Below are 19,109 nucleotides of genomic sequence, written 5' to 3'. Positions count from 1 at the left end.
GATGGAGCAGTTGATAAAACGTGTATTGGTTTCGGACAATGCCATAAAAATCATTGACCAACTCAGGGAACGCCATGGTGAGCTAATGTTCCACCAAAGTGGGGGCTGTTGCGACGGTTCTTCGCCCATGTGCTTTCCCAAAGGTGAATTAATGCTCAACGAGAACGATGTGAAATTGGGCACCATTCACGGTTGCGATTTTTTTATGAGCAAGGACCAGTTCGAATACTGGAAGCACACACAGCTTACGGTGGATGTAACCACTGGAAGAGGTGCCAGTTTTAGCTTGGAAATTCCATTGGGAATCCGTTTTGTCATCAAGTCTCGACTCTACACGGATGAAGAACGGGACCATCTGGAACCTGTGCAATCTGGCGAAGAAGTTTAAAGCAAGCCCCGATTTTATCGGGGCTTTTTGTTACCTTGTTCCTTCGTATCAGTCGAAGATGCCATGAAGAAAATTTTGATAGCACCGTTTGTTTTATTGGTGCGTTTTTACCAACTTTTTATCTCTCCCATGCTCCCCTCCACATGCCGCTATTCCCCTACGTGTTCCCAATATACCTTGGAGGCCTTAAAAAAGCACGGTTTGTTCAAGGGCGGATGGCTCTCCATCAAACGAATCGCCAGCTGTAATCCATGGGGTGGAAGCGGATACGATCCTGTACCTTAAAAAATTGAAGTTTAAATAACGTCGAGCAACCGCTCAAAGTAGTTATATTAGTCCCTAAAATTTATGCACATGTACTTTCTAGGATTTGACTGGAACCCCGAAGGAACCCTTTTTAAACTGGGTTTCATACAGATAAAATACTACAATCTGCTCTGGATAGCGGCCTTTGTCCTGGGCTGGTTCATCATGAAAAAAATATTCCTGAACGAAAAGAAGTCCATGGAAAAACTGGATTCCCTTTTCATCTACACCGTGGTTTCCATTATGCTGGGAGCTCGATTGGGACATGTATTTTTTTATGATTGGGAGTACTACCAAGACCATTTGGCGGAAATCCTTTTACCGATACGTGAAAGTGCCAACAGCTCCCTTTTTGGCCTTATAAATGGGTATGAGTTCACAGGTTTTACAGGTCTCGCCAGTCACGGGGCCACCATTGCTGCCATTATAGGAATTGGATTGTACTCCTTAAAATGGAAGGACATGAAAATGCTCTGGTTGTTGGACCGATTGGTAATCCCTTCGGCCATTGGTGCCGCCTTTGTGCGGTTCGGAAACTTTTTCAACTCCGAAATCAACGGAAGAAAGGTGGATGAATCCTATTTTTTGGCCACCCGATTTATCCGCGACTCCGACGATATGCCAGCCTATAAAGCCATGGCCCTGACGAAGGAAGAAACTCCAAATGCCGCTTACAAAGCCATTCAGCATAATCCTGAATACGCTAATATTTTGGAGGCCATCCCGTATCGACATCCCGCACAACTCTACGAGGCGTTTGGTTATATTTTGATTTTCTTGGGACTCTATCTGCTCTACTGGAAAACGGATTGGAAAAACAAGTCAGGATTCCTTTTCGGACTCTTTTTGGTGCTCTTGTTTGTGGTCCGTTTCTTTGTGGAATTTTACAAAAAAAGCCAAGGTGGCTTCGAGGAATCGCTGGGATTGTTGTCCACCGGACAATGGTTGAGCCTTCCCATGATCATCATCGGTTTCTATTTTATGGCAAAACCCACTCCAGTAGAAATTTAAATTATGGCTTACCTTAAAAGCATCGGATTATTGGTATTTATATTTGGTTTTGCCTCGTGCAAAACCGAGTCAAAAAGTGCCATAAAAACCGAGACCATTTCTTTTACCAAAGAAGGGGAACTCAAGGTATTGTCCACCGAAACGGACTCCATCAAGGCCAATTTTGATATTGAGATTGCCGAAACGGAATATGAGACCCAAACCGGTCTCATGTACCGAAAATCGATGAAAACCGACCGGGGGATGTTATTTGTGCAACCCACTGAGGCCTTGCAATACTTTTACATGAAGAACACGGAAATTCCTTTGGATATAATTTACATCAACTCAGGGATGAAAATTGTAAGCTTCCAGAAAAATGCGCAGCCGTTCAATGAGAACACTTTGCCATCCAATGTTCCTGCGAAATATGTGCTCGAAATCAATGCTGGCCTTTCCGACCAACTGGGGCTACAGGTCGGGGATAGCATCAGTTTTTCAAGATTATAGTCCAAACTGACGGATAATCGTAATTTTGGGAAAAGACCTTTACCCAAATGAAGCCGACCAAAAGCTACGCGATTCTCATACAAAACAATTCCAATACCGAGCCTTTGGTGCAGCGGTTGCTTCAAAACAAGGCCGTAAAAGGACTGACGGAACTGCAGGGCTTAAATGGGCTGCTATTTTCCCGTTCTGAAATCCATCGGTACATGAATGAGGAAGATCGGCACGATATCAAAATTTTGACCAAGAATGGCGATCAACCGCTCAAGACCATGAGCAGTGGGGAGCAAAAAAAGGCCCTGCTCAACTATTTGCTCCAACAAAACCCCGACTTTATGGTATTGGTGAATCCGTTTGATAATTTGGATGTTGCTACCCAAGACAAGCTTAAGAATCAATTATTGGAAATCTCCAAAACCAAAACGCTAGTGCAGGTCGTTAGTCGATTGGATGATATTCTCCCATGTACAACCCACTTTTTCAAATTGGAAGGGGAGCAACTTCTGCCCTACCCATCCCCAGATGATTTTTGGAACGATACCCAATTGGCATCAGACCCCTTTCAGGGAAACATCCCATCACCGTTGAAGCCCATAGAGGTAGACCATCATGAAATGGTCCGTTTTAGAGGAGTATCCGTGAGTTTCGATGGTAAATCTGTGCTCGATCAGATTAACTGGACTATTAAGAGCGGTGAATTTTGGCAACTGATTGGACCTAACGGCAGTGGAAAATCTACCCTCCTCTCTATGATTACCGGTGACAGCCATAAAGGGTACGGACAAGATCTCACCATTTTTGGACAAAAAAAGGGAAGCGGTGAAAGTGTTTGGGACCTGAAGCAGAAAATTGGATACTACACGCCGGCCATTACCGATAAATTTCGCGGCTACCATAGCTTGGAGCACATGATCATCTCTGGGCTACACGATTCCATTGGGCTTTACGTGCAGCCTACGGACAGTGAAATCAAGCTTGCCCGCCAGTGGCTCCAACTTTTACAATTGGAAGAAAGAAAAAAAGAACATTTCAGGGACCTATCCGACGGGGATAAACGTTTGGTCATGATGGCACGTGCCATGGTGAAACATCCACCCTTATTGATTCTAGACGAGCCCACAGCCGGTCTGGACGATGCCAGTGCCTCACTCTTTGTAGCCTTGGTGAACAAAATCGCCAAAGAAAGTGAAACAGCCATTGTTTTTGTTTCCCATCGCAAAGAGCCCCAACTGGAACCAACGTTCATTTACGAACTATCCCTTGGTGAAAAGGGTTCAAAAGGGACTCAGGTTCAATTATAAGAATCTCATAAACAACACTTTAGCAACCTCACCCGATTTTTTGTTATCTTATAAGGAAATCAAACAGTAACCCTTCCCTTACATGCAAAAAATCAATGTAAAGCCAGGCGCCAAACTTGTAGACTACAAGGCGTACGGCTCGCTCTATTCTTCTGTTCTGGACTTTATGGAACAGGCCCAAGACCCTATCGAATCCCTTAAAGGCAGCACCATTTGGATGATCAACTCCACGGCCATTGGCGGTGGGGTGGCCGAAATGCTCCCGAGTCAAATGCGGATATTGCGCGAACTTGGCGTATCTATCGAATGGCTGGTCATCGAAGCCAAAAAAGAGGCCTTTTTTGATCTGACCAAGCGCATACACAATGCCATACACGGAAGTGGAACCGGTGCTTTTACCGGGGAAGACCGTAAGATATACGAAGAAGTCAACCGAAACAATCTCGCAAAGGCATTGGAACTCATCAAGGATGGTGACATTGTGGTGGTGCACGACCCACAACCCATGCCCCTGGCGGCCATGATCAAAAAAGAGAAACAGGTTTCCATTATTTGGCGATGTCATATTGGTTTGGAGGAAGATACCAAAGTGACCGATGCCGTATGGAAATTTTTGGAACCTTACACGGACGATTATGATCATTTTGTGTTCAGTCTGCCCTCTTACGTCCCCAAGCCTTTGAAAAACCGTACCTCCATTATCCCTCCGGCAATCGACCCCTTGAGCCATAAAAACCGGGAACTACAATTGCACAAGTGTATTGGTATTCTGTATCAATCCGGTGTACTGGACGATCACAAGGCGATTTTGTACCACCGCTACGAACATTTGGTTCGCAAGGTGATGCCCGACGGCTCTTTCGATGTGTTGGATTCAGGTCAGAACTTGGATTTGATCTACCGGCCGATTATCACGGAAATATCGCGCTGGGATCGCCTCAAAGGTTTCAAGGAGTTGATGGAGGCTTTCATCAAAATGAAACTGGACAACAGAGAACACGGCGATCCGGATAGTTTGGAATATAAGCGGATTGAAATGACCTTATTGGTGATGGGAGGACCCGACCCGGCCTTTGTATCGGATGATCCTGAAGGCAAAGAAGTGCTCCAGGAACTCACAGAAACCTACAAACAGGTGGACCCTAGCATGCAAAACGATATTGCCATTCTATTGCTGCCCTTGGACAATCCCAAACAAAATGCGCTCATTGTAAATGCGCTCCAGCGCACCTCGAGCATTATTGCACAAAATTCCATTCAAGAAGGATTTGGACTTACGGCCACAGAAGCCATGTGGAAAAGAAAACCTGTGTTGGTATCCAATGCTGCGGGACTCAAATATCAAGTGGTGCATAACAAGACCGGTCAAATTAACCCTGACCCTACGGATATTGATAGTTTGGCGAAAACCATGGCCTATATGCTCAATCATCCCAAGGAGCGGGACAAATGGGGTTTTAATGGACAATTAAGGGTCATACAGAATTTCACCCTGTTCAGTCAGTTACTGTCCTGGTTAGGAACATTGTCCGCCAACAGAATATAAAAACAAAGGCCCTTAAAAAAGGGCCTTTATTGTAAAGTGTAATATAAAAAACGAAAAACTATGCTCCTGTAGCAGCAGCAATTTTCTTCTTCAAAGAATCGAACATAATTGGTGTTGCGATAAATACGGAGGAATAGGTACCCACAATCACACCAACGATCATTGCAAACATAAATCCTCTTAGGCTTTCACCTCCAAAAATGAAGATGGCCAACAATACAATTAATGTAGTAAGGGAGGTATTCAATGTTCGGCTCAAGGTACTGTTCAAAGCGGAGTTGATATTTTCCCCGTTGTTAAATCCTTTCAAACCAGTGATTTCACGGATACGGTCAAAAACGACCACCGTATCGTTAAGCGAGTAACCGATTACCGTAAGTATGGCCGCAATGAAGGCTTGGTCAATTTCCATATTGAAAGGCATAATACTTCCTGTCAAAGAGAAAATACCCAATACCACCATAACATCGTGGAAAACCGCAACAACGGCTCCCAAGGAGAATTGCCATTTTCTGAATCGCAAAAGGATATAAAGGAACACCACTGCCAAGGAGGCAATAATGGCCAAAATAGCGCCTTTCTTGATATCATCCGCAATGGTAGGACCTACCTTTCGATATTTCAACACCCCTAAATCTTCTGCTGTACCTCCTGGCTTAAAGTCGTCATAGGTGGTACCATCAGGGAAATATTTTTGGATTTGGGTAAACATTTCGTTCAGGATCTCGGTATCCACTTCTGGACCGTTTTCTTCAAATCTGTAATTGGTGGTGATGATAATCTGATTGGCGGCACCAAAGGTCTTTGCATTGGTTCCACTTCCAAAAACAGAGGTCAGATCTCCGGCAATTTCTGATGGATTCACGGGATCTTCAAATCGAATTTGATAAGAACGTCCCCCTACAAAATCAACTCCTTGTTGAAGTCCCTTGGTTGCTAAAGAGAACACGCTCACCGCAACAAGGATTCCAGAAACAATGTATGATATTTTGCGCTTGGACAAGAAATCGATACTCAAGTTCTTGAACAAGTTCTTGGTGATTCCTGTGCAGAAATCCAATCGACGACCTTTTTTACTGGTGTAGGCTTCGATCATCAATCGCGTTACAAAAATAGCGGTGAACAAGGAGGTCACAATACCGATCATCAAGGTGGTAGCAAAACCTTTAATCGGTCCTGATCCAAAAATAAAGAGAATAATCGCTGTAAGTCCTGTAGTGATATTGGCATCCAAAATAGAAGATAGTGCGTTTCCAAAACCATCGGCGATGGCTTGGGCCTTTCCTTTTCCTCTATCCAGTTCTTCCTTGACCCTTTCAAAAATAAGTACGTTGGCATCCACCGACATACCAATGGTCAATACGATACCTGCAATACCGGGCAAGGTCAATACCGCACCAAGGCTCGTCAATACACCAAAAATCAAAAGGATATTGAACAAAAGAGCGATATCGGCAAAGACACCTGCTCTACCATAATAGAAAATCATCCATACCAAAACGAATAGCATGGCAATCACGAAGGACATCAAACCACTGTCGATGGCTTCCTGACCCAAAGATGGTCCTACTACGAAAGAATCAATAATTTCAGCAGAAGCCGGCAATTTACCTGCTCGCAATACGTTGGCGATATCCTTGGTTTCGTTTACCGTAAACGTACCTGTAATCTCTGAACGGCCACCGGAAATGGGTCCAGAGGAAACTCCAGGCGCTGTATATACTTTATTATCCAGAACAATGGCTATCCCTGTCTGGTTGTTGTAGGCATCACCGGTCAATTCTTCCCACTCCTTGGCACCACGGGTATTCATCGTCATGCTAACAGCAGGTTTGTTGAACTGGTCAAAGGTATCCTGTGCGTCAGAAACCACATCGCCACTGATTCTTGGGGTTCCTTCCCTATTAGACTTCAACGCATACAGATCAACCACCTCTACATCTTGAGCTGGTCTTTCCCATAGGAATTTGGTGAATTGGATATCGTTTGGCAACAATCTTTTAATCTCGGGCATTCTCAGGTAGCTACCCAACTCGGCCGTATCGGAAACCATGGCGCGTGCAATGGCGTGGCTGCCAGGATTTGCTGGAAGCAATTTCCCCAATAGTGGATTGGCCTCTGCGGTCATATCCAATGAATCCTGAGCCACATCGGAAAGTAGGGAATCGATCTCGGATTCAGGTTTTGCCACTTCTTCTTCGGAAGTCGATGGCTCCAAAATCTCTTTTAAACGCTCATTGGCATTTACAAAGAAAGTACCCAAACTTTGGTTGCTCTGCGGATAGGTTTCCCAGAACTCCAATTGTGCCGTACTGGACAACAATTCTTGGGCACGGGCGATGTCCTTCGCTCCAGGAAGCTCAACTACGATTCTTCCCGAATTTCCTTCTCTTTGAATATTAGGTTGTGTAACCCCGAAACCGTCAATACGCTCACGGAGTACCTCAAATGCAGAAACAATGGATTCATCAATTTTTCTTCGGATGATGGGCTTTACCTCCTCATCTCCCATTTGGAAATTGATATCGTCGCTAAGTCCTTTGTTGGCAAAAATATCGGGCGATGCAAGTTTTGTATCTCCTTTGATATTGTCAAAAGCATCAAAAAACAATTCCAAATAGGTGGCATCACTACTGGTAGAAGCTTGGTCGGCATCGGCCAATGCTTTGTTGAAGACCGGATTTTTGGTATTGTTGGCAAGGCCTTTCAAGATATCCTTCACGGAAATCTGCAAGGTCACGTTAATACCCCCCTTAAGGTCCAATCCCTTGTTCAACTCTTTCGTCTTGGCTTCCCCGTAGCTCGTATAGCCCAAAACAGTGTTGTCACTGATGGAGTCCAAATACGATGCCTCTAAAGCTTCACGCTTTGCAACATAGTCTTCCTCAGCCTCCGAAATTTGGCTAACTGCGTAAGCTTCAGCATCTCCCTCCAACTTGTTAGTGATGAAAGTATAAGACAACTGATAGATGCTCACCAAGCCAAAAAGGATAGCGAAAAGCCTTATAAGTCCTTTATTCTGCATTGATTGTTAATTTTATAGAAGTTTTCTTAAACAGCGTGCAAATATATCATTTCCGATAAGATTTGACAATAGAATTTGATGTAATTGCAATTCCTGTTGATGGTTATGCGCCAAAAAAGAAATTGCCATTCCCGACAAACCTTGGAATCTCCCAAAAACCGATGGGCAATTTCCTTAGGGGTTACGTCAGAAATGGCAATTCAGTAACTTATTTCGAAATAGGCTACACGTCTAGCAGTCCGTTGGTTTTTTTAACACCTTCGGCACTCTCTTGCATTTTTGCCTTTTCGGCATCAGATAATTCGATTTCCACGATTTTTTCGATACCGTTCTTGCCCAAGATTACGGGAACTCCAATACAGATATCGTTCAAACCGTACTCGCCTTCCAACATGGTAGAGCATGGGAACATTTTCTTTTGGTCACATGCAATGGCCTGCACCAAACCAGAAACAGCGGCTCCAGGTGCGTACCAAGCACTGGTTCCGAGCAATTTGGTCAATGTGGCCCCTCCTACCTTGGTCTCTTCCACGACCCAGTTCATTTTTTCTTCGGATAGGAATTCGGAAACCTTTACACTATTACGGGTAGCATGCCCAATCAAGGGGACCATTCCGGTATCGCTGTGCCCACCGATTACCATACCGTCTACATCGGAAATAGGTGCTCCCAAGGCTTCGGCCAATCTGTATTTAAAGCGTGCACTGTCCAAGGCACCTCCCATACCGATGATTCGGTTTTTTGGCAAGCCTGTGGCCTTGTGCACCAAATAGGTCATGGTGTCCATAGGGTTGCTTACCACAATAATGGTCACGTTTGGAGAATGCTCCAAAAGACTGGTGGATACCGTTTTTACAATTCCAGCATTGATTCCGATCAATTCCTCACGGGTCATGCCCGGTTTACGTGGTATTCCAGAGGTAATCACTGCGATATCGCTGTTCGCAGTTTTGCCATAATCGTTGGTGCTTCCTGTAATTTTGGTATCAAATCCGTTCAACGAGGCGGTTTGCATCAAATCCATGGCCTTTCCTTCGGCATAACCTTCTTTGATATCCAATAAAACAACTTCTGACGCAAAATTTTTCATCGCTATGTATTCAGCGCAGCTTGCTCCCACTGCACCAGCTCCAACTACGGTAACTTTCATGTGTATAGATTTAAATTTTAGTCCTCAAAAATAAGGCATTTGCATCAGAAAAAAGCTGACTTTTACCAGTTTTAGGGGCTTCTTTTGTACAAATGGCAGCTTGTTCCCATCAATTTGGATTGTCTGCTCCAATATGACCTACATCATTGTCCAAAACCAAATGCAACTATTTTCCATTTTTCATACAATACATTGTCACAAACCGACGTTCTAATAGTCCCAAATTTAACGTAACCTACTTGACCTATGAAAAAGCTCTTTTCATTGTTGTCGATTGTTGGCATCATCGCCATCAGCAACTGTACTCGGGTACCCGAGAACCACGACCCTATCTTGGGCATCTGGTCAAAAACTGAATCTGCTACCCTTGAAGGCAAGGGAACCAACACTACTCGCGAAGAGTGGATTTTTAACGATGTTTATTTAGGTAGGTACCAGACCTACTCCAATTCCAAATTGACTTTTTACACCGATTTTAAATGGTCCGAAGAAAACGGAACCTACACCATTATATATGGCGACCCTCAAGTGAAAGATATCACTGTAAGCTTGGAAAAAGCCAAAAAACCAGAAATCTTAACCTTGGACAATGGCTCGGTCTTCGCCACCAGGGAGTAACGTGAAGGCTACATATATGAAAATAGGAGGCCCCGGGAGCGGGGCCTTCTTTATTTTTGGTCGGTCAGTTAGGTTGCTCGCTACCTGAATCCAAAGTTGACACCAAAGGTGAAGGTGCTGAATTCGGCAATATTGTATTCGGCATTGAGCCTAAAAAAGCCCAATTTTATCTTCGTACCCAGATTGGCGTTAACGCCACTTGCGTTTTGCGACACCGAAAAAGGGTCTGTTACGGTTTCGGTGAAGAAAGGTCCATTGGCCTCATAGGTTCCCAATAAATCGATATCTGATTTTCCTGTGATATAGCCCAAGCCACCATAAAAGTTAATGACAGGTATATTTTTGGTTGACACTACAGCACTGAAATTCCATGTTTTGAAGGAAGCATCCAAACGTTGATCGGAACCTTGAATGGTAGAAGAATCCGTAAAATCGTACTCTCCATTTAAATTGGTATAGCCAATAACTGCTGAAATGGCAACAGGCAACACTTTGTCTGCCGGTAGCATCTTGGTGAAATCATACTGCAATCCTGCACCAAAAAGTCCAATTCTGGCATCGTCCTCAAACTTGATTTGTGGTAAAAAACGTGCCTTTACTTCCAAACCTTTAATCAATCCCACACTAGCCTGAATATACCCTGAAGGGATAAAATTCAGATTCTCGCCCGAAAGTCCGGAGGGGAGCTCAAATTCTTCCCGAAAAAAACCGCTTTCATCCTCTACAAATACTTGTACTCCATTGATGTCTCCCAGTGCGGTAGAAACCAAACGAGGTTGACCTGGATTGTTCACAAAATCTAGATTTTCGTAATCTGCCGGATCTAAAAGGAATGCTTTTTTATCATCCTTGTTTTTAAAACCAGTGAGATTTCCAACAAGGGAGATTTCAAATCCTCCTAAGGGTTTGGCATCAGCGGTATTGTACCATCCAGTGGAAATACTGTAAAGGGTTGCTTCGGAAACGGGTGAAAGATAGGCATTGGCAAAACGCTCTGCATCTTCCACGCCCGATACAAAAATATCGTTTAGGTCTTGGGCCTTCGCCATGGTCATGGAAACCAATGCTAAGCCTAATATTGCTTTTTTCATACTATTGAAGTTTTATCCAAAACTAAAAAACTCGCCTGTTAGGGGCGAGTTTTTGTTGTGAAACCTTACTTATCTATACATCTATATTGGCATAGACAGCATTTTTCTCTATAAATTCACGTCTTGGTGGTACCTCATCCCCCATCAACATGGAGAATATACGGTCGGATTCCGTAGCATTATCAATGCTCACCTGGCGTAATGTCCTGAACTCGGGGTTCATTGTTGTGTCCCAAAGCTGTTCTGCGTTCATCTCACCGAGACCTTTATATCTTTGGATGCTTGCTCCGCCATTCATTTCTGCGTTTATGGCATCGCGCTCCTTGTCATTCCAAGCGTAACGCTTTTTACTACCTTTTTTCAATAGATAAAGTGGTGGCGTGGCAATGTAAACGTGCCCACCTTCTATCAACTCCCTCATGTAACGGAAGAAGAAAGTCAAAATAAGGGTTTCAATGTGGCTACCATCGACATCCGCATCACACATGATAACCACTTTGTGGTAACGTAGTTTCTCCAAGTTCAAGGCCTTGCTATCTTCCTCCGTTCCGATGGTAACTCCCAGCGCAGTGTAGATATTCTTGATTTCCTCATTTTCAAACACCTTGTGCTGCATGGCTTTTTCCACATTCAGGATTTTACCTCGCAATGGAAGAATCGCCTGAAAATTCCGGTCTCTTCCTTGTTTGGCCGTTCCCCCTGCGGAATCCCCCTCTACCAGGAACACTTCGCATTTGGTTGGGTCTTGCTCGGAACAGTCGGAAAGTTTTCCTGGCAGACCGCCCACGCTCATAGGGTTCTTACGTTGAACCATTTCACGGGCCTTTGCGGCCGCATGTCTTGCTTGGGCAGCTAGTTTTACCTTTTCCACGATTTGTTTGGCGTCATCTGGATTCTCTTCCAAATAATCGGTCAACATCTCGGAAACAGCTTGACTCACAGCACTGGTCACCTCACGATTCCCCAACTTGGTCTTGGTCTGACCTTCGAACTGCGGTTCTGCGACTTTAACGGAAACGATAGCGGTAAGTCCTTCCCGGAAATCATCTCCAGATATTTCAAACTTAAGCTTATCCAACATCCCGGAGTTGTCCGCATATTTTTTCAAAGTTGTGGTCAATCCCCTTCTAAAACCAGATAAGTGCGTACCTCCCTCGTGGGTATTAATGTTGTTCACGTAGGAGTGTAAATTCTCAGTGTAGCCTGTATTGTACACCATGGCTACTTCTACGGGGATACCGTTCTTTTCGCCTTCCATCGAGATGACATTCTGAATCAAAGGCTCTCTTGTGCCATCCAAAAACTTGATAAATTCTTTAAGACCCTCATCTGAATGGAACGTTTCGGAAATAAATTCTCCTTTTTCGTCCTTCCGCCTTTTATCCGTCAAGGTGATGGTAACCCCTTTGTTAAGATATGATAGTTCCCTCATTCGGTTGGCGAGGGTTTCGTAACTATACTCTGTAGTTTGGGTAAATATGGTGTTATCAGGAATAAAGGTGACAATGGTACCCGTTTCTGAACTCTCTCCTACACTTTTGACAGGATATAGGGTTTTTCCCCTTTCGTATTCCTGTTCCCAAATTTTCCCATCGCGGTAAACGGTGGCTTTTAAGTGGGAAGACAAGGCATTTACACAAGAAACACCAACTCCGTGAAGTCCTCCTGAGACTTTATAAGAATCTTTATCGAACTTACCACCGGCACCAATCTTTGTCATGACCACCTCCAGAGCGGAAACGCCCTCTTTTTTGTGAAGGTCTACGGGAATACCCCTTCCGTTGTCTTGCGTGGTGATGGAATTATCTTCATTGATGATAACATCTATCCTGTCGCAGTGCCCTGCCATGGCCTCATCTATGGAGTTATCCACTACTTCATACACCAAATGGTGCAATCCACGGACTCCTACATCTCCAATATACATGGAAGGTCTCATACGCACGTGCTCCATGCCCTCAAGGGCCTGAATGCTATCCGCCGAGTATTGTTTCTTGTTTGCTTCTTCGCTCATATATTTATAGGTATTTGGCTCAAAATTTCAAATCTTACAAATATAGTGAATAGCCCGTGTAATTGGGGCAAAACCCCATTCACAACCCTCTAAGTTATCAACAAAAACTGTGGAAAACGGGGTGGTTGTAAACCCTTGTAGCCAATACCTTCTTAAAATTAAAAAAGCCCCTTGGATAAGGGGCTTTTCGGACTAATTAAAAAATGAAACAAGTAAGATTTACTGCTCCATATCGTTGGTTGGTAAAGGGGGCTATTTCACATATGCATCGGTATGAACCTTAGCCACTGCTCTTCCCGATGGATCATTCATGTTTTTAAACGCTTCGTCCCACTCCAAGGCAATCTTTGTACTGCAGGCCACCGATGGTTCCTGTGGAACGCTCAGTGCCGCTGCATCCGAAGGAAAATGGCTTTCAAAAATGGAACGATAATAATATTCTTCCTTTGATGTTGGCGTTTGAATTGGAAACTTGAAATGGGCGTTTTGCAACTGCTCATCCGAAATCTCCTCCTCCACCAAAGCTTTTAAGGTATCTATCCAACTATATCCAACGCCATCCGAAAACTGCTCTTTTTGTCTCCATACCACACTTTCTGGCAAATAGTCCTCAAAAGCCTTTCGCACCACCCATTTTTCCATGCGTTCTCCATTGATCATTTTATCTTTTGGGTTGATGCTCATTGCTACATCCATAAACTCTTTATCCAAGAAAGGCACTCGGCCTTCTATGCCCCATGCAGCCAAAGATTTGTTGGCTCGGAGACAGTCGTACATGTGAAGTTTATCCAATTTCCGCACGGTCTCCTCATGAAAATCCTTTGGGCTTGGCGCCTTATGGAAGTACAGATATCCTCCAAAAAGTTCATCTGCTCCTTCCCCGGATAAGACCATCTTTATCCCCATGGATTTAATGACCCTTGCCATTAAATACATTGGTGTCGAGGCTCTTATTGTCGTAATATCGTAAGTTTCTAGATTATATACAACATCTTTTATGGCATCGAGCCCTTCTTGGATGGTAAATTTGATCTCATGGTGCACGGTTCCAATATGGTCTGCCACTTTTTGGGCCGCGGCTAAATCCGGGGAACCTTCCAGTCCCACGGAGAACGAATGGAGTTGTGGCCACCATGCATCGGCAGTGTCACCAGACTCGATTCGTTTTTGGGAATATTTTTTGGCAATGGCCGATGTTACCGAAGAATCCAACCCTCCGGACAACAATACACCGTAAGGCACATCGGACATTAACTGACGGTGTACTGCAGCTTCCAAGGCATCCTTGATTTTTTGGATACTGGTTTCATTCTCCTTAACGGCATCATATTCCATCCAATCGCGTTTGTACCATCTCACAAATTCCCCATCGGAACTGTGCAGATAGTGTCCCGGAGGGAACAACTGTATCTTGGAGCAAGTGCCTTCCAGGGCCTTTAGCTCGGAGGCAACGTAAAACGTACCATTCTTATCCCACCCAATATATAAGGGAATGATGCCCATATGGTCGCGGGCAATAAAATATTCGTCCTTTTCGGAATCATAAATGGCAAAACCAAAAATTCCGTTCATTTCGTCGATGAAGTGAACACCTTTTTCCTTATAAAGGGCCAAAATTACTTCGCAATCCGATTGAGTTTGAAATTGATATTCTCCTTCGAACTGTTTTCTCAACTCTTGATGGTTATAGATTTCACCATTGGCGGCCAATACCAATTTGCCATCCGCACTCAATAGCGGCTGCTTGCCCGAAGCTGGGTCCACAATAGCCAATCGCTCATGGGCCAAAATGGCTTTTTCATCAGAGTAAATCCCACTCCAATCCGGCCCACGGTGTCTAACCTTCTTCGACATCTCCAACAATTGGGGCCTAAGCACTTCCGTACTTTCCTTCACATCAAATGCGCATACAATTCCACACATACCATTATAATTTGTAACAATTTTAAAACAAAAATGAATTTAAACATTAGAAAACAAAAGTATATATTCATTTTGACTTATATTATAATATATTAAACTACTAATTTATTGTTAATTGTAATCCATATTTGCTTTTATGCTTTTATTCCGAACGCATTGTAAGGTTGCTTAATTTTCTCGTCTGTATATTTGAATATCATTTAATCAACTCCTTAAACTAGGAACTTAAATCACAATCATGAAGAAATTAACCGTATTATTAGTAGTGCTCTGCACCATTTTGGTATTTACCACCGATGCCACGGCACAGAAATTTAGCGGATTGGACAAAAGTCCGGCCGATATTGCCTATTACCCAGCGAGCTCAAGGGAAGCAAACAAAATGGCACGTGTTATTTACAGCCGTCCACAATTAAAGGGACGTAGTCTTGCCGAATTGGCCCCTGTGGGAAAAGTTTGGAGAACCGGAGCCAATGAGGCCACCGAAATCACATTTTATACAGATGCCATGATCGGGGGAAAAACCATCAAGGCAGGTTCTTATTCCTTGTTCACCATACCTGGGGAAGATGAATGGACCGTTATCTTGAACAACAACCTACACCAGTGGGGTGCTTACTCCTATGATAGCGATGCCGATGTGGTACGCGCTATGGCCACTCCTTCCATGGACAGCGAGGAATTGGAGGCCTTCGGAATTGCTTTTGATGACGATGGAAACTTGGTTATGGGATGGGGAACCACTAGGGTTACCTTGCCTATCAGCTACTAATCTAGTAGGATGTCAAATAAGAAAAGCCCCAGATTGGGGCTTTTTTATTGTTCTTTCTTAAATAGTTCTCCTATTTCTTCTGAACCCCTCCCAAGAAAACCTGTTCAGCGGTTATGTTGGGAATCTCTTCCGATGGAATGGTCATCAAATCATCGCTCAACACCACAAAGTCTGCGAACTTCCCTGGTTCAATGCTACCCTTTTCATCTTCCTCAAAATTGGAATAGGCCGCCCAAATCGTCATTCCCTTCAAGGTTTCCTCCCTGCTTAAGGCGTTTTCCATTTGAAAACCACCTTCGGGATATTGCTCCAAATCCTGACGAGCCACCGCTGCGTAAAAGGTTAAAAATGGACTCACTTGTTCCACTGGAAAATCGGTTCCCAAGGCTACCAGTCCGGCTTTGTCGAGCAAATCCTTAAAGGCGTAGGCTCCTTTAACGCGCTCCTCGCCCAATCTATCCTCAGCCCAATACATATCGCTGGTAGCGTGGGTAGGTTGCACGGAGGGTATGATTCCATTTTCAAAATAATCAAAATCGGAGGGCGTAATCACCTGGGCATGTTCCACTTTCCATCTACGGTCGCTTTTGCCCTCCAAGGCTTTATTGTAGGCACGAAGCACCACGATATTGGCAGAATCGCCGATGGCATGGGTATTCATCTGGTAATCGGTGGCCGCAATGCGCTCTGCCAAGGCTTCAATTTGATCTACCGGGGTGACCATCGCCCCAAAATGTCCCGGTTTATCGGAATATGGCGCTCTCAAGGCCGCTCCCCGTGAACCCAAGGCCCCATCGCCATACACTTTTACAGAACGAACATTCAATTCATCGGTTTTAATAATGCCCTTGTTCAGGAAATAATCCAGGTTTTCTGGGTAGTTGGATACCATGGCGTACACCCGAATCGACAACTCATCGGCTTGCTGTAAGCTATCGATAAGCTCGATGATATCCCGAGGCAAACCTGCATCGTTTACGGTGGTCAGTCCGTAGTCCAACGCTATTTTCTCAGCATCTTTTAGTGCCTGTATTTTTTGTTCCAAGCTGGCTTCGGGAATCACCCTATCCACCAAAGCCATAGGGTTATCCACCAATACACCTGTAATCACACCATTTTCTTTTACAATTTCCCCGCCCTCGGTTTGGGTCTCGGTTGTAATCCCTGCCATATCCAATGCTTTTTGATTGACCAAATAGGCATGACCATCAACGCGCTCCAGGGCTACGGGAGTGTCTGGGAACAATTCATCCAACTTATCCTTGGTCGGGAATTCCTTCACTTCCCAATCGTTTTGGTCCCAACCCCTACCTCGGATAAAATTTGAAGGCCGTTCTTTTTGAAATGCCACAACCCGTTCCACAACTTCGTCAAAGCTTTGGGTACCCACCAAATCCACTACCTGTTGGTTTTGTCCCAATCCATAAAAATGGCAATGGGCATCAATAAGGCCCGGAACTATGGTCTTGCCCTCGGCATCCAACTGTTCGGCAGCATCATATTTTTGTGTAATTTCTTCGGAATCACCTACAGCAACAAACTTTCCATCCCTGACGGCAAAGCTGTTCGCTTTGGAAAAATTGGCATCTACGGTGTAGACATTTGCGTTGGTGACAATCAGGTCCACCTCTTCTTTGGTCTTACATGAAAAGAGTAGAGGAATAACGAACAGCAGTGTAAATTTTTTCATTGTTCTGGGATTAGTTTTTTACCATCCCATAAAAATACCGTTTCTTTTTCAAATGACTTAAATTCATTCGCCTGTGTCAAATCCAAAAAACCTTGTACAACTTTATCTTTTACACCAAACTTTTCATTTGGAAATCGGTATTGATAATAATGTAACTCATCACCTAAGTTCATGGTTGTTAAAGTTGGTAACCAATCGAATGACCCGTCAGACATTTCTAGAAAATAGTATGAGTTTAAAGAATCTCCACAGTCAGAAAAAAGATGGTCTACAAGAATGACTCTTTCAACGCCATTTATTCCTGGAGACTCGTTTATCCAAACATAAAAATCAGAATAATGCAATTCGGAAATCGGAAAACTGCCTATTTCATTGATAGTGTCCTGTTCTTTCAAAAGATAAACCGAATGTTCCTCTTTATTGTAAGTTAGGGTTGAATCTGGTAAAAACCCATATTTTTCGAAATCATAGGTAGCTACGGAATATGACTCAGAAGAATAAAAATTAGATCCGTGCTGTGGATGCGGATAAGCTTGTGCATTTAACGATAAAAAAGCGCCCAAAACAATGATACAGGTAACAAATAACCTCATGGTGAAAATGCTTTAACCTCTAAAATAGGTTATCGAATTGTTTTTATCTTCACCAATTGATCAATGCCCCTTCTGATCTGATGGATGACCTGTTTGAATTGACGGATGACTAATTATCCTCAAACTTTGTCATCACAAACTCTACGCGACGGTTCTTTCTTCGGGCTTCGTCGGTTAAGGTAGTGTCCAAAGGTTTACTGTCTCCGTACCCTTTGGATGTAATCCGATTTTTGTCCAGTCCAAGATCAATAAGATACTGCGCTACGCTGCTCGCGCGCTCCCGTGAAAGGATATCATTGTAGGCATCGGAACCTAAATCATCGGTATGTCCGCTAATGGCGACCTTTAATTCCGGATTTTTCATCAAATATTCATAAATATCCCGAAGGCTTTGCTCCGCTTTGGGCTGCAAATCAAAACGGTCAAAGTTGAAGTTAACGTGGTCCAGCACGTATACCTCGTCCGTTTGGTATTCTGGACCAAGGTAGGTCAATGAGATATCGTCCAGATAGTAGTAGGCATAGCCCTCGTTTGGTTTGGATGCATCGGTATTGTCCAAGTAGTTGGTCCCGGCATTACTTTTGAAATTTCCTAAAATCAGATAGCGTTCAAAACCCTTGGCCACCATATCAAAACTGAGTGCCATCCATTCTTGTTTATCCTGATAGTACCCTGTGACCGGAAACTGTTTGATGGGAGTGGTTTGGACAGTAGATGCCAAAAGTTCACCTTGGGAAAGTTCGCGTTTGGTATGTACGGAAAGTAATTTTTCGGCAAATACTGCGCCTATATCCATTACGGCTCCATCTGATTTTTCCGAAAGACTGATGTACAAGGTGAGTCTGTACCGACTTCCTTTTTGAAGAGTTTCCGTTAGGGGAACCTGGATATATTCCCGGTAATCTCTAGGCGCGTAAAGGTACATCCCAGCGTATCCTGCTCCCTCATAAGGCTCCTGCCTTCCTTTAAAGTTCATGGGAACGCCCAACTTGGTACGACTACATTCGTTAAAATAATCTGTGGTTCCCAAGGTTGGGGCGCTCCAATACTCGGCATCCTTGTTAAGATTGCTCATTTTAACGGGACATGATACATAGTCCTCAAACCCACCATTCTGCACCAAATTCTGGCCAAACCCCAACGACAAACTCGTTAAAACAAGGCATAAAAATAGGTTTTGTAATGGTCGTGGTTG

The 19,109-nt window shown here is 43.9% G+C and carries 16 protein-coding genes; 8 read left to right on the top strand and 8 right to left on the bottom strand.

The genetic code is table 11. The features are described from left to right. Position 1: 1 nt before the first annotated feature. The 6 genes from RBB12_RS15285 to RBB12_RS15260 all read left to right on the top strand — a co-directional run bounded on the left by RBB12_RS15285 (position 2) and on the right by RBB12_RS15260 (position 5,038). The gene (locus RBB12_RS15285; RefSeq protein ID WP_257023973.1) at positions 2-388 is read left to right on the top strand and encodes a DUF779 domain-containing protein; all 387 of its coding nucleotides are present in this window, start codon (positions 2-4) and stop codon (positions 386-388) included. A 63-nt stretch (positions 389-451) separates the two neighbouring features. Beyond that, positions 452-673, top strand: coding sequence for a membrane protein insertion efficiency factor YidD (gene yidD / locus RBB12_RS15280; RefSeq protein ID WP_166248910.1), 222 nt, complete (start codon positions 452-454; stop codon positions 671-673). Positions 674-742: 69 nt separating this feature from the next. Beyond that, positions 743-1,705, top strand: a complete 963-nt coding sequence (lgt, locus tag RBB12_RS15275) for a prolipoprotein diacylglyceryl transferase (protein WP_179384378.1) — start codon at positions 743-745, stop codon at positions 1,703-1,705. 3 nt (positions 1,706-1,708) lie between these two features. Beyond that, the gene (locus RBB12_RS15270; protein ID WP_306014441.1) at positions 1,709-2,194 is read left to right on the top strand and encodes a DUF192 domain-containing protein; all 486 of its coding nucleotides are present in this window, start codon (positions 1,709-1,711) and stop codon (positions 2,192-2,194) included. Positions 2,195-2,241: 47 nt separating this feature from the next. Then, positions 2,242-3,492, top strand: coding sequence for an ATP-binding cassette domain-containing protein (locus RBB12_RS15265; protein ID WP_306014442.1), 1,251 nt, complete (start codon positions 2,242-2,244; stop codon positions 3,490-3,492). 82 nt (positions 3,493-3,574) lie between these two features. Next, a complete protein-coding gene (locus RBB12_RS15260) occupies positions 3,575-5,038 on the top strand; it encodes a glycosyltransferase (RefSeq protein WP_306014443.1) in 1,464 nt (487 codons plus the stop codon). 58 nt (positions 5,039-5,096) lie between these two features. Here RBB12_RS15260 and secDF read toward each other — a convergent pair whose 3' ends face one another. Continuing rightward, positions 5,097-8,063: a protein translocase subunit SecDF gene (secDF, locus tag RBB12_RS15255; protein ID WP_306014444.1), complete on the bottom strand. Its 2,967-nt coding sequence runs from the start codon at positions 8,061-8,063 to the stop codon at positions 5,097-5,099. Between the two features lie 223 nt (positions 8,064-8,286). Continuing rightward, positions 8,287-9,213 (bottom strand): malate dehydrogenase, encoded by a 927-nt coding sequence (gene mdh, locus RBB12_RS15250; RefSeq protein ID WP_179384383.1) that lies wholly within the window; start codon positions 9,211-9,213, stop codon positions 8,287-8,289. 246 nt (positions 9,214-9,459) lie between these two features. Here mdh and RBB12_RS15245 point away from each other — a divergent pair, with 246 nt between their 5' ends. After that, positions 9,460-9,831, top strand: coding sequence for a hypothetical protein (locus RBB12_RS15245; protein WP_179384384.1), 372 nt, complete (start codon positions 9,460-9,462; stop codon positions 9,829-9,831). Between the two features lie 80 nt (positions 9,832-9,911). Here RBB12_RS15245 and RBB12_RS15240 read toward each other — a convergent pair whose 3' ends face one another. The 3 genes from RBB12_RS15240 to asnB all read right to left on the bottom strand — a co-directional run bounded on the left by RBB12_RS15240 (position 9,912) and on the right by asnB (position 14,859). Next, the gene (locus tag RBB12_RS15240) at positions 9,912-10,922 is read right to left on the bottom strand and encodes a DUF6588 family protein (protein ID WP_306014445.1); all 1,011 of its coding nucleotides are present in this window, start codon (positions 10,920-10,922) and stop codon (positions 9,912-9,914) included. Positions 10,923-10,995: 73 nt separating this feature from the next. Further along, positions 10,996-12,936: a DNA topoisomerase (ATP-hydrolyzing) subunit B gene (gene gyrB / locus RBB12_RS15235; RefSeq protein WP_306014446.1), complete on the bottom strand. Its 1,941-nt coding sequence runs from the start codon at positions 12,934-12,936 to the stop codon at positions 10,996-10,998. 252 nt (positions 12,937-13,188) lie between these two features. Continuing rightward, on the bottom strand, positions 13,189-14,859 hold the full coding sequence (gene asnB / locus RBB12_RS15230; RefSeq protein ID WP_306014447.1) for an asparagine synthase B: 1,671 nt from the start codon (positions 14,857-14,859) through the stop codon (positions 13,189-13,191). A 238-nt stretch (positions 14,860-15,097) separates the two neighbouring features. Here asnB and RBB12_RS15225 point away from each other — a divergent pair, with 238 nt between their 5' ends. Beyond that, positions 15,098-15,631 (top strand): DUF2911 domain-containing protein, encoded by a 534-nt coding sequence (locus RBB12_RS15225; RefSeq protein ID WP_306014448.1) that lies wholly within the window; start codon positions 15,098-15,100, stop codon positions 15,629-15,631. 70 nt (positions 15,632-15,701) lie between these two features. On the opposite strand, the gene RBB12_RS15220 is transcribed toward RBB12_RS15225, so the two are convergent. From RBB12_RS15220 to RBB12_RS15210, 3 genes are all read right to left on the bottom strand, one after another. Then, positions 15,702-17,321 carry an amidohydrolase gene (locus tag RBB12_RS15220; protein WP_306014449.1) on the bottom strand — a complete coding sequence of 540 codons (1,620 nt, stop codon included), beginning with the start codon at positions 17,319-17,321 and terminating at the stop codon, positions 15,702-15,704. After that, positions 17,318-17,914, bottom strand: coding sequence for a hypothetical protein (locus tag RBB12_RS15215; RefSeq protein WP_306014450.1), 597 nt, complete (start codon positions 17,912-17,914; stop codon positions 17,318-17,320). Before RBB12_RS15215 ends, RBB12_RS15220 begins: the two co-directional genes overlap by 4 nt. Before the next feature lie 109 nt (positions 17,915-18,023). Further along, positions 18,024-18,989, bottom strand: coding sequence for an OmpA family protein (locus RBB12_RS15210; RefSeq protein WP_306014451.1), 966 nt, complete (start codon positions 18,987-18,989; stop codon positions 18,024-18,026). Between the last annotated feature and the right edge of the window lie 120 nt (positions 18,990-19,109).

Source organism: Allomuricauda sp. MMSF_3307 (assembly GCF_030733585.1).
GTDB lineage: Bacteria > Bacteroidota > Bacteroidia > Flavobacteriales > Flavobacteriaceae > Flagellimonas.
Note: the sequence above shows the minus strand (reverse complement) of the source record. Positions and strands in the feature narration are given on the sequence as shown.

Excerpts from the sequence above, each read along its gene's own strand:
- RBB12_RS15285 (WP_257023973.1), top strand. The coding sequence starts at position 2 with ATGGAGCAGTTGATAAAACGTGTATTGGTTTCGGACAATGCCATAAAA.
- yidD (WP_166248910.1), top strand. The coding sequence starts at position 452 with ATGAAGAAAATTTTGATAGCACCGTTTGTTTTATTGGTGCGTTTTTAC.
- lgt (WP_179384378.1), top strand. The coding sequence starts at position 743 with ATGTACTTTCTAGGATTTGACTGGAACCCCGAAGGAACCCTTTTTAAA.
- RBB12_RS15270 (WP_306014441.1), top strand. The coding sequence starts at position 1,709 with ATGGCTTACCTTAAAAGCATCGGATTATTGGTATTTATATTTGGTTTT.
- RBB12_RS15265 (WP_306014442.1), top strand. The coding sequence starts at position 2,242 with ATGAAGCCGACCAAAAGCTACGCGATTCTCATACAAAACAATTCCAAT.
- RBB12_RS15260 (WP_306014443.1), top strand. The coding sequence starts at position 3,575 with ATGCAAAAAATCAATGTAAAGCCAGGCGCCAAACTTGTAGACTACAAG.
- secDF (WP_306014444.1), bottom strand. The coding sequence starts at position 8,063 with ATGCAGAATAAAGGACTTATAAGGCTTTTCGCTATCCTTTTTGGCTTG.
- mdh (WP_179384383.1), bottom strand. The coding sequence starts at position 9,213 with ATGAAAGTTACCGTAGTTGGAGCTGGTGCAGTGGGAGCAAGCTGCGCT.
- RBB12_RS15245 (WP_179384384.1), top strand. The coding sequence starts at position 9,460 with ATGAAAAAGCTCTTTTCATTGTTGTCGATTGTTGGCATCATCGCCATC.
- RBB12_RS15240 (WP_306014445.1), bottom strand. The coding sequence starts at position 10,922 with ATGAAAAAAGCAATATTAGGCTTAGCATTGGTTTCCATGACCATGGCG.
- gyrB (WP_306014446.1), bottom strand. The coding sequence starts at position 12,936 with ATGAGCGAAGAAGCAAACAAGAAACAATACTCGGCGGATAGCATTCAG.
- asnB (WP_306014447.1), bottom strand. The coding sequence starts at position 14,859 with ATGTGTGGAATTGTATGCGCATTTGATGTGAAGGAAAGTACGGAAGTG.
- RBB12_RS15225 (WP_306014448.1), top strand. The coding sequence starts at position 15,098 with ATGAAGAAATTAACCGTATTATTAGTAGTGCTCTGCACCATTTTGGTA.
- RBB12_RS15220 (WP_306014449.1), bottom strand. The coding sequence starts at position 17,321 with ATGAAAAAATTTACACTGCTGTTCGTTATTCCTCTACTCTTTTCATGT.
- RBB12_RS15215 (WP_306014450.1), bottom strand. The coding sequence starts at position 17,914 with ATGAGGTTATTTGTTACCTGTATCATTGTTTTGGGCGCTTTTTTATCG.
- RBB12_RS15210 (WP_306014451.1), bottom strand. The coding sequence starts at position 18,989 with ATGAGCAATCTTAACAAGGATGCCGAGTATTGGAGCGCCCCAACCTTG.